Annotated in this window: 16 protein-coding genes; 12 read left to right on the top strand and 4 right to left on the bottom strand. The window is 61.5% G+C overall.

What is annotated here, in order from left to right:
• The first annotated feature begins 8 nt into the window (after window positions 1–8).
• Window positions 9–824: a gamma-carboxygeranoyl-CoA hydratase gene (locus AAIS01_RS14465; RefSeq protein WP_343469513.1), complete on the top strand. Its 816-nt coding sequence runs from the start codon at window positions 9–11 to the stop codon at window positions 822–824.
• Window positions 824–2,773: an acetyl/propionyl/methylcrotonyl-CoA carboxylase subunit alpha gene (locus AAIS01_RS14460; RefSeq protein WP_343469512.1), complete on the top strand. Its 1,950-nt coding sequence runs from the start codon at window positions 824–826 to the stop codon at window positions 2,771–2,773. Before AAIS01_RS14465 ends, AAIS01_RS14460 begins: the two co-directional genes overlap by 1 nt.
• Window positions 2,774–2,803: 30 nt before the next feature.
• Here the strand turns inward: AAIS01_RS14460 and AAIS01_RS14455 are convergent, their stop codons facing one another.
• Window positions 2,804–3,451 carry a LexA family protein gene (locus tag AAIS01_RS14455; protein WP_343469511.1) on the bottom strand — a complete coding sequence of 216 codons (648 nt, stop codon included), beginning with the start codon at window positions 3,449–3,451 and terminating at the stop codon, window positions 2,804–2,806.
• 129 nt (window positions 3,452–3,580) lie between these two features.
• Between AAIS01_RS14455 and AAIS01_RS14450 the strand changes: the two genes are divergently transcribed.
• Both AAIS01_RS14450 and AAIS01_RS14445 read left to right on the top strand, forming a co-directional pair.
• Complete coding sequence (locus AAIS01_RS14450; protein ID WP_343469510.1) at window positions 3,581–3,922, top strand: DUF6124 family protein; 342 nt, start codon at window positions 3,581–3,583, stop codon at window positions 3,920–3,922.
• 491 nt (window positions 3,923–4,413) lie between these two features.
• Entirely contained in the window at window positions 4,414–5,565 is a 1,152-nt protein-coding gene (locus AAIS01_RS14445; RefSeq protein WP_343469509.1) for a M14 family metallopeptidase, read from the top strand.
• A 64-nt stretch (window positions 5,566–5,629) separates the two neighbouring features.
• Here the strand turns inward: AAIS01_RS14445 and AAIS01_RS14440 are convergent, their stop codons facing one another.
• Together AAIS01_RS14440 and AAIS01_RS14435 are read right to left on the bottom strand one after the other, a co-directional pair.
• A complete protein-coding gene (locus AAIS01_RS14440; RefSeq protein ID WP_343469508.1) occupies window positions 5,630–6,166 on the bottom strand; it encodes a cytochrome b in 537 nt (178 codons plus the stop codon).
• On the bottom strand, window positions 6,163–7,245 hold the full coding sequence (locus AAIS01_RS14435; protein ID WP_343469507.1) for a catalase family peroxidase: 1,083 nt from the start codon (window positions 7,243–7,245) through the stop codon (window positions 6,163–6,165). The genes AAIS01_RS14440 and AAIS01_RS14435 overlap by 4 nt, the downstream gene beginning before the upstream one ends.
• 163 nt (window positions 7,246–7,408) lie before the next feature.
• Here AAIS01_RS14435 and AAIS01_RS14430 point away from each other — a divergent pair, with 163 nt between their 5' ends.
• A complete protein-coding gene (locus tag AAIS01_RS14430; RefSeq protein WP_343469506.1) occupies window positions 7,409–7,915 on the top strand; it encodes a sigma-70 family RNA polymerase sigma factor in 507 nt (168 codons plus the stop codon).
• Entirely contained in the window at window positions 7,912–8,664 is a 753-nt protein-coding gene (locus AAIS01_RS14425; RefSeq protein ID WP_343469505.1) for an anti-sigma factor family protein, read from the top strand. The genes AAIS01_RS14430 and AAIS01_RS14425 overlap by 4 nt, the downstream gene beginning before the upstream one ends.
• A 116-nt stretch (window positions 8,665–8,780) precedes the next feature.
• Here AAIS01_RS14425 and AAIS01_RS14420 read toward each other — a convergent pair whose 3' ends face one another.
• The gene (locus AAIS01_RS14420; protein WP_343469504.1) at window positions 8,781–9,617 is read right to left on the bottom strand and encodes an IclR family transcriptional regulator; all 837 of its coding nucleotides are present in this window, start codon (window positions 9,615–9,617) and stop codon (window positions 8,781–8,783) included.
• A gap of 245 nt (window positions 9,618–9,862) precedes the next feature.
• On the opposite strand from AAIS01_RS14420, the gene AAIS01_RS14415 reads away from it, so the two are divergent.
• From AAIS01_RS14415 to AAIS01_RS14390, 6 genes are all read left to right on the top strand, one after another.
• The gene (locus AAIS01_RS14415) at window positions 9,863–10,888 is read left to right on the top strand and encodes an ABC transporter ATP-binding protein (protein ID WP_343469503.1); all 1,026 of its coding nucleotides are present in this window, start codon (window positions 9,863–9,865) and stop codon (window positions 10,886–10,888) included.
• Complete coding sequence (locus AAIS01_RS14410; protein ID WP_343469502.1) at window positions 10,885–11,754, top strand: ABC transporter permease; 870 nt, start codon at window positions 10,885–10,887, stop codon at window positions 11,752–11,754. Before AAIS01_RS14415 ends, AAIS01_RS14410 begins: the two co-directional genes overlap by 4 nt.
• A gap of 6 nt (window positions 11,755–11,760) precedes the next feature.
• Window positions 11,761–12,555, top strand: a complete 795-nt coding sequence (locus AAIS01_RS14405; protein WP_343469501.1) for an ABC transporter permease — start codon at window positions 11,761–11,763, stop codon at window positions 12,553–12,555.
• Between the two features lie 7 nt (window positions 12,556–12,562).
• Entirely contained in the window at window positions 12,563–12,853 is a 291-nt protein-coding gene (locus AAIS01_RS14400; RefSeq protein WP_343469500.1) for a (2Fe-2S)-binding protein, read from the top strand.
• A 154-nt stretch (window positions 12,854–13,007) separates the two neighbouring features.
• The gene (locus AAIS01_RS14395; protein WP_343469499.1) at window positions 13,008–14,363 is read left to right on the top strand and encodes an FAD/NAD(P)-dependent oxidoreductase; all 1,356 of its coding nucleotides are present in this window, start codon (window positions 13,008–13,010) and stop codon (window positions 14,361–14,363) included.
• A complete protein-coding gene (locus tag AAIS01_RS14390) occupies window positions 14,360–15,475 on the top strand; it encodes an NAD(P)/FAD-dependent oxidoreductase (RefSeq protein WP_343469498.1) in 1,116 nt (371 codons plus the stop codon). The genes AAIS01_RS14395 and AAIS01_RS14390 overlap by 4 nt, the downstream gene beginning before the upstream one ends.
• Window positions 15,476–15,484 lie beyond the last annotated feature (9 nt).

The raw sequence follows: 15,484 nt of genomic DNA, 5'->3' as shown, positions 1-15,484 counted from the left end.
GAATACACATGGATAACTTCAACACCCTCGAACTGCTCAACGACCCCCGCGGCTTTGCCACCTTGTGGCTCAGCCGTGAGCAGAAAAACAACGCGTTCAACGCCGAAATGATCCGCGAGTTGATCCTCGCCCTGGACCAGGTCAGCAGTGATCCGAACCTGCGCTTTTTGCTGATCCGTGGTCGCGGTAAACACTTCAGCGCCGGTGCCGACCTGGCCTGGATGCAGCAGTCGGCCGAACTTGATTACCACACCAACCTCGACGACGCCCGGGAACTGGCGGAACTGATGTACAACCTCGCCAAGTTGAAAATTCCTACCCTGGCGGTGGTCCAGGGCGCGGCCTTTGGCGGCGCGCTGGGGCTGATCAGCGCCTGCGACATGGCCATTGGCGCCGATCAAGCACAGTTCTGTCTGTCGGAAGTGCGCATTGGCCTGGCGCCGGCGGTGATCAGCCCGTTCGTGGTGCAAGCCATCGGAGAGCGGGCCGCGCGCCGTTACGCCCTGACCGCCGAACGCTTCGACGGACAGCGGGCGAAAGCCATCGGGTTGCTGTCGGAAAGTTACCCGGCCGAAACACTGGAGCAGCAGGTCGAACAATGGGTCGACAACCTGTTGCTCAACAGTCCGGCGGCCATGCGCGCCAGCAAGGAACTGTTGCGTGAAGTCGGCAACGGCGCCCTCACACCGGCATTGCGGCGCTACACCGAAAACGCCATCGCCCGCATCCGCGTCAGTGCGCAAGGCCAGGAAGGTTTACGAGCGTTCCTGCAAAAGCGCTCGCCAAGCTGGCAAGCCGAGTCGAACACCAAGGAGCCGCGTTGATGAGCGCCCCCATACTCACCACCTTGCTGGTGGCCAACCGCGGTGAAATCGCTTGCCGCGTGATGCGTACCGCCAAGGCCATGGGTCTGACCACGGTTGCCGTCCATAGCGCCACTGACCGCGATGCCCGTCACAGCCGTGAAGCCGATATCCGCGTTGACCTGGGTGGCAGCAAGGCTGCTGACAGCTACCTGCAAATCGACAAACTGATCGACGCAGCCAAGACCAGCGGCGCCCAGGCTATCCATCCCGGTTATGGTTTTCTTTCGGAAAATGCCGGGTTCGCCCGGGCCATCGAAAACGCCGGTTTGATCTTCCTCGGCCCGCCCGCCTCGGCCATCGATGCCATGGGCAGCAAGTCCGCTGCCAAAGCCCTGATGGAAACCGCCGGCGTGCCCCTGGTGCCCGGTTATCACGGTGAAGCCCAGGACCTGGACACCTTCCGCGACGCCTGCGAACGCATCGGCTATCCGGTACTGCTCAAGGCCACTGCCGGTGGCGGCGGCAAAGGCATGAAAGTGGTCGAGGACGTCAGCCAACTGGCCGAAGCGCTGACTTCGGCGCAACGTGAAGCGCAATCGTCGTTCGGCGACTCGCGGATGCTGGTGGAAAAGTACCTGCTCAAGCCACGGCACGTGGAAATCCAGATTTTTGCCGATCAACACGGCAATTGCCTGTACCTCAATGAGCGTGATTGCTCGATCCAGCGGCGGCATCAGAAGGTCGTCGAAGAAGCACCCGCGCCGGGCCTGAGTCCGGAACTGCGGCGGGCCATGGGCGAAGCCGCTGTGCGTTCGGCACAGGCCATCGGTTATGTCGGTGCCGGTACCGTGGAGTTCTTGCTGGATGCACGCGGGGAGTTCTTCTTCATGGAGATGAACACGCGCCTGCAAGTCGAACACCCGGTCACCGAAGCCATTACCGGTCTCGATCTGGTGGCCTGGCAGATTCGCGTGGCACGTGGCGAGCGGCTGCCCATGACGCAGGAGCAAGTGCCACTGCTGGGCCACGCCATCGAAGTGCGCCTATACGCCGAAGACCCGGCCAACGACTTCCTGCCGGCTACCGGCCGCCTGGCGTTATATCGCGAGTCGAGTGCGGCACCGGGTCGTCGGGTCGACAGCGGGGTGGAGGAAGGCGACGAGATTTCACCGTTCTACGACCCGATGCTCGGCAAGCTGATTGCCTGGGGCGAAGACCGTGAACAGGCGCGGTTGCGACTTTTGAGCATGCTCGACGAGTTTGCCATCGGCGGATTGAAAACCAACATCAGCTTTCTACGACGTATCGTGGCCCACCCGGCCTTTGCGGCGGCGGAGCTGGACACCGGATTTATCCCACGTTACCAGGCGCAACTATTGCCAGAGACTGGCGAATTGGATGACGACTTCTGGCTCGCGGCGGCCCATGGCTTCGCCTTGAGTCTGACGCCGCACGTACGGCCCGACGACGCCAACTCACCTTGGGCCAACACCGCCGGCCTGCGTCTGGGGCTGCCAAGGCAGATCACTCTGCACCTGGGCTGTGAGGGCCAGGATCGAGCGTTGACCCTGGACGTCACGGCCGGCCCGACGGAGCTCAAGGATGAGCAACTGGTGATCGAGCGCAACTGCCTGCGTCGCAGTCATCGCGCCATCCGCCAAGGCGACAGCCTGTATCTGCAATGGGAAGGTGACCTGCACCGAGTCGACATGTATGACCCGCTGGCGGCCGCCGAAGCCAGCCACAGCCATCCAGGCGGCCTGACTGCCCCCATGAACGGCAGTATCGTTCGGGTACTGGTGAGCGCCGGCCAAACGGTGGAAGCCGGGGCGCAGTTGGTGGTACTGGAGGCGATGAAAATGGAGCACAGTATTCGCGCCCCCCAGGCCGGTGTGATCAAGGCCCTGTATTGCCAGGAAGGCGAAATGGTCAGCGAGGGCTGCGCGTTGGTGGCGTTTGAAGAATAAGTATCGGCCCGCTCCGCCGGGCCGATCCGGTTAGAACCTGATGGTGGCCTGCACGACCACACCGATGATGCGGCATTGCTCGGTGTAGAGGTTTTTCGGGTAAGTGGGATTGAGCGGAACCAGATAACGCTGCCCGCTCTCTTCAATCAACTTGCGAAAGGTGGCGTCACTGCTGTCAGGCAACTGGGCAATCACCAGTTTGCCGGGCACGGCTTCAATGGCCGGGTCCACCAGGATCGACATTCCCTCCGGAATGCTCAACCCACTGGGTGACGTCATCGCATCCCCCATCACCACCAACCAGAACGCGTCCCCCTGAGCGTGATAATCCGTCAGTTCATAGCGCGCCTGACTGTAGGACGCCAGATCTCCTTCACGGATTTCGCCTACCTCGCTCCAATCACTTACCGGGTAGCGGAAGTACGGATTGTACTTCTGCGCCAGAGCCATGCCTTCCTCGGTGGAGGTGTCCGGCTCGCGGATCACCATCGCCACTTCAAGAAACTCCAGCCCCAGCTCCCGCAAGACCCGGTTCATGTCGTCGACACTGGGTTGCCGGCGCTTGGTCAGCCAATGGCCGACCCCGCCCTGGGACATCCCCAAACGTTCTGCGAGCACCACTTGCGTGATGCGCAGCTCCTTCATCTTGGCCTTGACCAACTCTATCCATTTATCCATGTGCGGCACGATACTTGGATGGCTCCGACCATCAAAACACAAAATGTAGTATTTAAATTGTCGTCACAATTACGATAGGTACTATTCTGGATTCAGGATTTCAACCCACACACGGAGAATCTAGACCCCATGGATAGACTCAATAACGATGAGACCACCCACCCGTTCGACAGTACGTTCACCTCACTGCAGGACTGCCCGGCAGCCCAACGCGCTTTGGACTATTACTTGAAACCAGGTGTTTCAGATGCGCCTTCAGACCATCGTTTCTTCGACGTAAACCGTCATATCAGCGGGGAAGAAGCCTTGGTTCACGCGTGCGACCTGCTGCGCTGCGCTTCAGCCACCGCCCACGAATCCGCCAACCGATTACAAGGGTCGAGCCGCGACCTGGCTTTTTCTGTGGTGCATATGATTGATCTGGTCAAGGTGATGCTTGACCGGTCACTGGATGGCTACCCTACTCGCTAGGCGTAACGCTTGGGAATGGCACCGCGAATGCGGGACCGGGAAAATATTTTCCAATAGACGGGATAAAAACATTTGACTTGCAAATGATAATGATTATTATTGCATCAGCTGGTCGCGAGATCAGTCGATAGGCCAGAAGACCTTAGGTCGGACTTCTGGAATATCTCCTCATCAGGCTAATCACGGTTTTTGACCCGGCTTTTTGCCGGGTCTTTTTTTGCCGATTTTTCGGCTTATGGCTTCAGGCTAATGAAGTCTTTGGGGTGTCGCTGATTGAATGGCGGCGATGATAGCAAATGAATATCCCGTTACAAGCGCTCCCAGCCCTACCGACGAAAACTATCGACAGGCAGCACTTGAGAATCAATCGCGGACTCACTAAGCTCCCATAGCGTCCAGGGAGGACGCCCCCTCTTTTCTGTCACGCAAATCGTCCCGACATCCTCCTCCTTGCGTGTAAAGTAACGGTCATAAAATCCATCACAGGAACCGTGACCGTGGCTAAATCTTCCTTTGATATCAGCGCCAATTTCGACAGCGGCAATATCGAGATCGTCGACATCAGCAACCCTTTGCAATCACTGCTGAAGATCAGACCCGACACCCGTAGCGCCCACTTCCAGTGGTTTCACTTCAAGGCCAGCGGCTTGCACGTCGGCCAGGAATATTCCTTTCGCCTGCTCAATGCCAGTCAATCTTCCTACAACAAAGCATGGACGGGTTACCAGACCGTCGCTTCTTACGATCACGTCAACTGGTTCCGTATTCCCACACAGTTCGAAGGCGACGCCCTGCGCTTTCACTTGGAAGCCGAACAGTCTCACGCCTGGTTTGCCTATTTCGAACCCTATAGCCGTGGCCGCCACGACTGGTTGATCGAGCAGGCACTGCACAAGGCCGGGACCGAACTGCTGGCCATTGGCAAAAGCGTGGAAGGCCGCGACATTCAACTACTGCGCAAGGGCAGCGGTGCCGAAGGTCGACGCAAGGTCTGGATCATCGCCCAGCAGCATCCCGGCGAGCACATGGCTGAGTGGTTCATGGAGGGCGTGATCGAACGCCTGCAACATCAGGACGACACGCGCTTGAACCAACTGCTGGCCAATGCCGATCTGTATCTGGTGCCCAACATGAATCCTGACGGTGCCTTCCACGGCCATCTGCGCACCAATGCCATGGGTCAGGACCTCAACCGCGCGTGGCAGAGCGCCAGTCCGCAAATCAGTCCTGAGGTATTTTTCGTCCAGCAGCAAATGGAAAAATACGGCGTAGATTTATTCCTGGACGTTCACGGAGACGAGGAAATCCCGCACGTCTTCACTGCCGGTTGCGAAGGTAACCCTGGCTACACGCCACGCCTTGCCGAACTCGAAGAGCGCTTTCGCAGCGATCTCAAGCATCAGACCAAAGACTTTCAGACCACTCACGGCTATACCCGCGACGAACCGGGCCAGGCCAACATGACCCTGGCCTGTAACGCGGTCGGGCAGAAATACGACTGCCTGTCCCTGACCCTGGAGATGCCGTTCAAGGATCATGACGACCACCCGGATCCTCGCACCGGCTGGTCCGGCAAACGCTCGATGCAACTGGGCAAGGATGTATTGAGCACCATAGCGAACATGGTCGACGAATTGCGCTAATCCAACGACTTGTCACCTTCCCCGTGGCCAGGGAACTTGCTCCCTCGCCGCGGGGTTTTGCCCTTCAGCCCTTGCCTCGCAACATACTGTCCAACACCTCATCCCGACGCACCCAACCATGAAACAGTGCTGCCGCCAGATGCACCAGCACGGTCAGGAACAATAGGTAAGCCAGGTAGCCGTGGGCCTTGCGCAACAGTGCGAAGGTCTGGGCATCTGCCGGCACGATGGAAGGCAATTGCAGGGAACTGCTGAGCATCACCGGGTCTCCCGCCGCTGAAATCATGCCCCAGCCCAACAATGGCAAAATCAACATCAAGGCATACAGCAGCGCATGGGACGCCTTGGCCGCCAACGCCTGCCAGCCTGGCAGATCGGCCGGCAATGGCGGTTGGCGCGTCGTAAAGCGCACCACCAGGCGCACGATCACCAGCAGCAAAATCGCGATGCCCAAGGGTTTGTGCAACTGAAGCAGCCATTCATGGCGCTCGGACACCGAGGCCACCATACCCGCGCCGATAAAGAGCATGGCGATGACCATCAATGCCATCAACCAATGCAGCAGTCGCGCCAGCGGTGCGAAGTGTCGAGGGGCGTTCATGGGCGGGACTCCTTGTTAGCGGGCAATTGACTGACTTCGCTGGTGCGCCGCAAGTACGAACTGGCATACGCGGCAGAGCGCGCCGCCAAAAGCGGGTCTTCTGAACCTTCGATGCCGCTGGGCAGAATCAACGGGTCATAGTTGATGTCACGGCATTCGCCGTCGTCCTGCGCCTGGGTGCGCTCCAGCACCAGCGTACCGGCGTTGAGCACCTTACGATCTGCGGGCCAGGCTTTGCTGGCGTCATTCACCGGATCGCCTGGATTGGCCAAAGTGATATTCAGCTGCCAGCGCAGCGGCCCCGCCGCCAGCCGTTTCACCAGATCCTGCTCCAGAAAATCAGCGCCCTGGGGTGGCGCCACTTCCGTAGCATCCGAAATCACCGGCACCACGCCCCAGCGCACCGCCTGGCGTTGTCCCGCAGGATTGACCAGGTAAAACGCATTGATGCCGTTATAGGTTTCGGTGGCATAGCTGGCCGAGGGCTTCGCGGTCTTGATCCATTGCAGGAACGGTTTGGCTTCCGGGTGCGCAGCAAAGAAAGCCGGGACGGCCGCAGGGTTGGGTTTGCCCGTGGCGGGATCCGGCGACTGGGCCTGTTGCAACTGATAGAACGCTTCGGGCGTGCCCACCGGAAACACCGGCATACTGTTCATCCCGGTACGCCACTGCTGGCCGTTGGCCTGGGTGAAGCGCAACGCCAGACTGCGAATCGGCACACTGTTGTCCGGCGCATAGGGGTTGCCGCTGGGCAAGGCAAATCGCCCGACGACCGGCGTGCGCGCCTCCATGAAGACCTGCGCACTGGAATAGGGGCGAGCTTCACCGCTGCTTTGGAAATAGCCCGCAACGCAAACCCCTTTGGAGTGATTGCGACGAAAGCCGGGGTGCACGCCGTTGTTCTTTTCCAGCACATTGACCAGCGCATTCGGCGTCAGGCGTTGTGGGTCAAGGGTTCCATTGACGTAGGCAAATGTCCCGGCCAACGCGGCGACAATCACGGCGATGCCGGTCAGGCGCAGCGCCAGGCTGGTGGCCCCCAACGGCGGCCGGCTCGGTTCAGAGGAAGGGTCAACCATGACGAAGCTCCAAGGCCCAAGGCCATTTGTACAAAGGACCCGTCAGACGAAAGCCTGAGGGTTTTATTCCCACGCTTCGTATTTATTTTTTCCAGGCTGGAATAATCTCGTTTGGGAGTCGTCTTTCCACTCCCGGCGCAGTGACTGCCAAAGAAGCACAGCCATGAACGAACTCGACGAACAGTTGCGTATGCTCATCCCCCGACTACGGCGCTTTGCCGTGTCGTTGACGCGCAACCCCAGCAACGCTGACGACCTGGTGCAAGCGTGCCTGGAGCGGGCCTTGTCAAAATGGAACGACAAACGTGCCGACGGTGACCTTCGAGCCTGGCTGTTTTCGATTCTGTATCGACAGTTTCTCGACAGCCATCGTCGCTCCCGACGCTATGCCCGCATGCTGGAATTTTTCACCGGCCGCGACGACGCTCACCCTTCGGCCGAGCGCAGCGTAATCGCCCAATCGTCCCTCGAGGCTTTCGATCAACTGACCACCGAACAACGCGCGCTGTTGCTGTGGGTCTCGGTGGAAGGCTTGAGCTATCAGCAAGTGGCCGACATCCTCGACGTACCGACCGGCACCGTAATGTCACGCATATCCCGCGCCCGCCAGGCCCTGCGCCAACTCAGCGACGGCGAAATCACCCGCCCTGCCCTGCGGATACTCAAATGATCAGCATGCCCCCCAGCGACAACGACCTGCACGCCTTCGTCGATCGTCAACTGAGCGAAGCCGACCAGCGTCTGATGGAAAACTACCTGGCCAATCACCCGGAAGTCGCCGCCCGCGTCCAGGCCTGGCAACAGGACGCACAACACTTGCGCGCGGCCCTGAACGCAGGCCTGCAACACGCGCCCAATCCGGACCTCGACCCGACAGCGATCCGCCAACGCCTGAAACATCGGTTCCATCGTCATCTGGCCAGCGCGGCAGTGTTGCTGCTGGCCGTCAGTGTCGGCGGTTTGAGCGGCTGGAAGGCCCGGGAGATGACGCTGGCCAGCGCTATGCTGCCCATGACCGACGCCTTGCAGGCGTATCGACTGTTTGCCCAACAAGGCATCCTGCCGGCCGATTATCAAGGCGGCGACGAGAGCACCATGCAAGGCTGGCTCGACCGTTACTTCACCCGGGCCAACCGCCTGCCAGATCTGTCGGGGGCAGGATTCAAGCCGGTCAGCGGGCGATTGCTGAGCACTGAGCAAGGGGCGGCGGCGATGGTGGTTTATCAGGACCCGAGCGGCCAGAAGATCAGCTTCTACGTGCGTCCACCGGGCCCGAAAAACTTCCTGCTACCGCGCGGCAGCCGTCGCGACGGCGAGTTGCAGGCCGAGTATTGGTCCGGGCCGGGATACAACTATGCGATGGTCATACCCAGTGATACGCCAGCGGCGCAAAAGCTCAAGCAGACCCTGAATTTCTGAGCACCGCAGATCCCTGTGGGAGCGGGCTTGCTCGCGACACTCAACATCAATGTCGCTTGGCACACCGCTTTCGCGAGCAAGCCCGCTCCCACAGGGGTCGGGGATGTCCGTGAAATTTAACCCTGCCCAAACACCTGCGAAGGCCTGCGCAGCAGTGGGTCGAACGGATTGATCCGCGGCCCGATCAGCGCCGCCTCGCGCTTGAGCATCTCCACCACCGTCGGCAGGCGGTCGGGCCCCAGTCGATCACTCACGGTCGCCACGCTCAACGCCGCCACGGCGCGGCCCTCCCGGTCCAGGATCGGCACAGCCACTCCGGCCATGCCCTGCAACACGCCGGTATTGCGTCCGGCGTAGCCCAGTGCGCGCACGTTCTCCACTTCCGTGCGCAGGAAGACTTCATCGTACAGATGAAAATCCTTGAGCCGTGGCAGGTTGTACTGGATCACCGTGTCGCGCTCTTCTTCCGGCAGGAACGCCAGGATCGCCAGGCTGCCCTGCCCCACACCCAACGCCACGCGACCGCCGATGTCGCCGGTGAACGTGCGGATCGGGAAAGGACCTTCACTGCGGTCCAGGCAGATCGCATCAAAACCACTGCGCGCCAGCAGAAATAACGAATCCCCCAGGGACGCCGACAGCCGTAGCATGGCGGGCCGCGTCAGCTCACGCAGGTTGCCGGTGTTCCCGGCGCGCGCGGCCAAGGCAAAGAAGTCCAGGCTCAGGCGATAGCGTTTGCTGCGCGCGTCCTGCTCGACCATGCCTTCGTCCATCAGGCTGCGCAGCATGCGATGCGTGGTTGGTTGAGACAGGCCGATGCGCTGAGCCAACTGCGTGACCCGCTCCCCGCCCTCGATGGTTTCTCCCAGGCTGCGCAACACGGCGAACAGTCGGGAGACCGCGCCGACCCCGACTTCGTTTTTTTCATTATTCCGATCAATGGAATCTGACATGAAATTTCTCGGTAGTTAATTTACTCACCGAAGGAAACTAAAAATAGTCGTCGCTTCAGTGAAATAGTCCATTGAGCCCATCCTATTCTTCGTCCTACTCTGCGTCCATACAGGGGCGATTCGAACAACAGCGGCAGCCGACCTCACGTCGAGCGCCAACGCACCCCGCAGCATCTTTTCGTATCTGCCCATACAAAAAAGCGCGCCTTGTGGCGACGCATAACAATCTCAGGTGGAGCGCAATCATGGCTTTTGTGCAACTTGAAGGACTTGGCAAACGTTACGGCGATATCGATGCCGTGGTGGACACCCATCTCTCGGTGGAAAAAGGCGAATTCGTCTCGCTGCTGGGCCCCTCCGGCTGCGGCAAAACCACCACCTTGCAAATGATCGCCGGTTTCGTCGAAGTCAGCAGTGGACGCATCCTGCTGGACGGTCGCGATATCACCCACGCCAAGCCCGCCAGCCGGGGCCTGGGCGTCGTGTTCCAAAGCTACGCGCTGTTCCCCCACATGACCGTCAAGGACAACGTCGCCTTCGGCCTGCGCATGCGCAAAGTGCCCGGCGCCGAACTGCAGCAACGGGTGAATCGGGTGCTCAAACTGGTGCGTCTGGACCTGCACGCCGAGCGCTACCCGCGGGAGCTCTCGGGCGGCCAGCGCCAGCGTGTGGCACTGGCGCGGGCGCTGGTGATCGAACCGCCGGTATTGCTGCTCGACGAACCGCTGTCCAACCTCGACGCCAACCTGCGCGAGGAAATGCAGTACGAAATCCGCCGCATTCAGCGCGAAGTCGGCATCACTACATTGATGGTGACCCACGACCAATCCGAAGCACTGTCCATCAGTGACCGGGTCGTGGTGATGCAAGCCGGGCGCATCACTCAGATCGACGCGCCGTACACCCTTTACGAACACCCGCGCACCGAGTTCATTTCCGGCTTCGTCGGCAAAGCCAACCTGCTGCCCGGCGAGCGCGACAGCCAGGGCAACGTTCAAGCTTGTCGCCAGGGCCACGGCCCACTGGTCTTGAGCCTGCGTCCAGAGAAAATCGATCTGTGCCAAGCCGGCTCGGGGCGCTTGCAAGGCGTCATCGTCAGCCGCTTCTTTCTCGGCAGCCAATGGCTGTACGGTGTTTCGACCAACCTGGGCGAACTCAGCGTGGTGCGCCGCAACGACGGCTGCGCGCCGATGAGCGAAGGCACGGCGGTGGGTCTTGACTGGGATCCGGCGCTGCTGCGCGTACTGAGCGTGGACGAGGTCCCGGCATGAAGCTGATCGATGCAATGCGCCGGGGAAGGCCGGGCTACCTGATGTCCGCCCCCGCCCTGGCCTGGTACCTGGGCCTGCTGGTCATTCCCTTGGGGCTGACGTTGGTGCTGTCGTTCAACGTCTTCGACTACGGCACCGGCATCGACGGGGACGCCTACACCCTCGACCACTACGCCAGCCTGCTGAGCGACCCATACTATTACGAGATCTTTTTGCGCACGTTCTGGATCAGCGCACTCACCACCCTATTGTGCGTGCTGATCGGTGTGCCCGAAGCCTATATCCTCAGTCGCATGGGCGCGCCGTGGCGCTCGATTTTCCTCATTCTGATTCTCACGCCGCTGCTGATTTCGGTGGTGGTGCGAGCCTTCGGCTGGAGCCTGCTGCTGGGTGCCGACGGGCTGGTCAACCAGACTTTTCAAGCCTTCGGCGGCTCCCCGATGAAGCTGCTTTATACGCCGTTTGCCGTGGTCATCGCCCTGGTGCATGTGATGCTGCCCTTCATGATCATCCCGGTCTGGACCTCGCTACAAAAGCTTGACCCAGCCGCCGAACAGGCCGCGCTGTCCTTGGGTGCCAGCCAGTTCACGGTGATGCGCAAGGTCGTGCTACCGCAGATCATGCCCGGCGTGTTGTCCGGCACCCTCATCGTGTTCGGCCTCGCCGCCAGCTCCTTCGCCATTCCCGGCCTGCTCGGCGGACGCCGTCTGAAAATGGTCGCCACGCTGATCTACGACCAGTACCTGTCGGAGCTGAACTGGCCAATGGGCGCGGCGATTGCCGTCGCGTTGCTGCTGCTCAACCTGCTGATCATGCTGTCGTGGAACCGGATGATCGAAGGCCGCTACAAGAAGTCATTGGGGTAACTCGTCATGTCCAGGAACGGTCCTTTCGCCCTGTTGTTTCATGCCCTGGTGGTGGTGTTCATGATGGCGCCCCTGGTGGTGGTGTGTCTGGTTGCCTTCACCCCGGAAAACACCCTGAGCCTGCCGACCACGGCGTTTTCCCTGCGCTGGTTCCGTGCGGTGTTCGAACGTGCCGACTTTATCGATGCGTTCTACAACAGCCTGATCCTGGCGTTCAGCGCGGCGTCGTTGGCGACGCTGATCGCGGTGCCGGCAGCGCTGGCGATCACTCGACTCGAATTCCCTGGCCGGGATTTTTTCAATGCTCTGTTCCTGTCGCCGATCATCATTCCGCACCTGGTGCTGGGTGTGGCGTTGCTGCGGCTGTTTGCGCTGATGGGCGTGAACGGCAGCTTCACCTGGCTGATCTTCGCCCACGTGCTGGTGATTACCCCGTATGTGCTGCGCCTGGTGCTGGCCTCGGCCATCGGTCTGGACCGCAGCGCCGAGCAGGCCGCGCAATCGCTGGGGGCCGGGCGCTTCACGCTGTTTCGGAAAATCACCTTGCCGATGATTCTGCCTGGGGTGGCCGGCGGCTGGTTGCTGGCGTTCATCAACAGTTTCGATGAGGTCACGCTGTCGATCTTCGTCACGTCACCGGCCACGCAAACCCTGCCGGTACGCATGTATGTCTACGCCACCGAATCCATCGACCCGATGATGGCGGCGGTGTCGGCGCTGGTCATCGCGCTCACGGCGCTGACCATGATTCTGCTCGACCGGGTCTATGGCCTGGATCGGGTTCTGGTGGGCAAACAATGAGGGCGCCATGGCTCTGCTGACACGACTGGCCGAAGGCGACCGCCCGGCACTGGACTTTACCCTCGACGGCAAACCGGCCATCGGTCTGCTGGGCGATACCCTGCTCACCGCTGTGCTGACCTGCAGCGACCATTTGCGCGGCAGTGACTTCAGCGCCGAGCCCCGGGCCGGTTTTTGCCTGATGGGCGCCTGCCAGGATTGCTGGGTCCGCCTGGGCGACGGCCGCCGCGTGCGCGCCTGCTCGACGCTGCTTGAAGCCGGCCAGCACGTCATCCGTGAACCGGGGCGTCAGCTATGAACAGCGCCGGTAGGGATGGCCTCATCGCGAGCAAGCTCGCTCCCACAAGGGACTTGCAGCAAGCATCACCACCGTCCCCCTGTGGGAGCGAGCCTGCTCGCGATGGCGGCGGCGATAGCACCATAAATCCCACAGCATCGCCTGCGAGGTGGCTATGAAACCGGTCGCCATCATCGGTGCCGGCCCGGCGGGTATCCGCGCCGCCCAGACCCTGGTCGCCCACGGCGTATACCCCATTCTGCTGGACGAAGCCGCACGCGGTGGCGGACAAATCTATCGGCAACAACCGGCCAATTTCAAACGCTCGCCGGCCAAGCTGTATGGCTTTGAGGCACACAAAGCCAGCGCCTTGCACCAAACCTTCAATGACCTGCGCGAACAGCTTGATTACCGACCTGAAACACTGGTGTGGAACGCCGAGGCCGGCCTGCTGGACACCTTGCATGAGGGCCGCGCCGCGCGCCTGGATTACTCCCGTGTGATCGTCGCAACGGGCGCCACCGACCGAATCCTTCCCGCTCCGGGATGGACCCTGCCGGGTGTGTACAGCCTGGGCGCGGCGCAGATCGCCCTGAAGTTTCAGGGGTGCGCCATCGGTGAACGGGTGGTGTTCGCCGGCAGCGGCCCATTGCTTTATCTGGTGGCTTATCAATACGCCAGAGCCGGTGCCAAGGTGGTCGCGGTACTCGACAGCTCGCCCTTGAGCGCCCAGGCCCGCGCCCTGCCCGGCCTGCTGGCTCAACCGGCCACACTGGCCAAGGGGCTCTACTATCGCGCCTGGCTGACCGCCCACGGCATCACTGTGCATCAGGGGGCGAGCCTGTCGCGTATCGACGGAGAAAGGCGCGTCCAGACCCTGAAATGGCGCAACGCCAAAGGCGAGCAAACCCTCGATTGCGACGCGGTGGCCTTCGCCCACGGCTTGCGCAGCGAAACCCAACTGGCTGATCTGCTGGGCTGCGAATTTTCCTGGAGTCACCTGAACCGCGCCTGGCTGCCACAGCGCGACCCTGCCGGTCGCAGCAGCGTGCCAGGGGTCTACCTGGCAGGCGACGGCGCTGGAATCATGGGTGCCGACGCTGCGGAGATAGCCGGCGAACGTGCAGCCCTGGCCTTGCTCGAAGACCTCGGCTACCTCGTCGACCCGCGGCGTTGCGCCCAACTGGAACAATCCCTGAAACGCATCGGCCGTTTCCGACAGGGCTTGGAGCGCGCCTTTGTCTTTCCCACGGATTGGGCCGCCCACGCCGCTGACGAGCTGATGATCTGCCGCTGCGAAGAAGTCAGCGCCGGCGAGATCCGCCAGGTAGTGGGTGAAGGCCATTGGGAAATCAACCGGGTCAAGGCCCATTGCCGGGTCGGCATGGGGCGTTGCCAAGGGAGAATGTGCGGCGCGGCAGCGGCGGAAATCATTGCCAGCGAGAGCGGGCGTCCGGTCGGCGAAATCGGCCGGATGCGGGCGCAAGCACCGGTCAAACCGCTACCGTTTGGCCTGGAGGTCGAGCCATGATCGAAGTGGATGTCGTGATCATTGGCGGCGGTATCGTCGGCGCCTCGGCCGCGCTGTTCCTGAGCAAAGCCGGCCGCCGGGTGGCGTTGCTGGAGCGAGACTTCTGCGGTTCGCACTCCAGCGGTGTCAACTACGGCGGCGTGCGGCGCCAGGGTCGACCGTTGTCACAACTGCCGCTGTCGCAACGGGCCCATGAAATCTGGAGCCAGTTACCGCAGTTGATCGGCATCGATGGGGAGTACCAGCGCAGCGGTCACCTGAAACTGGCCCGCAGCTCCGACGACCTGCAAGCCCTGCACGACTATGCCGCCAGCAGCCAGGGCTTCGGCCTTGATCTGCAACTGCTGGACCGTGACCAGTTGCGCGCCCGCTTCCCATGGGTCGGCGCAGTTGCAGTCGGAGCATCCCTCTGCCCGGACGACGGCCACGCCAACCCGCGACTGGTGTCCCCGGCATTTGCCCAGGCGGCCCGCAGGCATGGCGCACAGGTCTTTGAACAATGCACAGTCAGCCATGTGCAACATGACGGCCAGCGCTTTGGCGTGCGTACCGAAACAGGCCTGGCGCTCCAGGCGCCCTGGCTGCTGAACTGCGCGGGCGCCTGGGCGAGCCATTTTGCCGGGCAATTTGGCGAAGCGGTGCCAATGCATGCCGGGCATCCGGCGATGCTGGTCACTGAGCCCTTACCTTTGGTGATGGATGCCAGCACCGGCGTGGAGGGTGGCGGCATCTACGCGCGTCAGGTCGCCCGTGGCAATTGCGTGCTGGGGGGCGGCCAGGGTTTCGCCCTGGACGATGCCCGCGCCCGACCCGGCCAGAACGCAGTGATCGACATCCTGCGCCAAGCCGTGGAGCTCTACCCTTTTTTGGAGGGTGCCCAGGCGATTCGCACCTGGAGCGGCACCGAAGGTTACCTGCCCGATCGCCAACCGGTGATCGGCCCCAGCAGCACCCAACCCGGCCTGTTGCACGCGTTTGGCTTTGCCGGCGCGGGTTTTCAGATCGGCCCCGCGGTGGGCCAGGCGCTCACCGAGATCATCTGCTGCGGCGCGTCAAAAACGTCGCTGGATGCGTTTTCAATCACCCGGTTTCACTCCATCTCCGTTGCTTGATAGAGGAAG

The sequence above is a fragment of the Pseudomonas halotolerans genome (genome assembly GCF_039581215.1).
GTDB classification, from domain to species: domain Bacteria; phylum Pseudomonadota; class Gammaproteobacteria; order Pseudomonadales; family Pseudomonadaceae; genus Aquipseudomonas; species Aquipseudomonas tehranensis.
The sequence above is the reverse complement of the archived record's forward strand: the minus strand, read 5'-3'. Positions and strand labels throughout refer to the sequence as shown.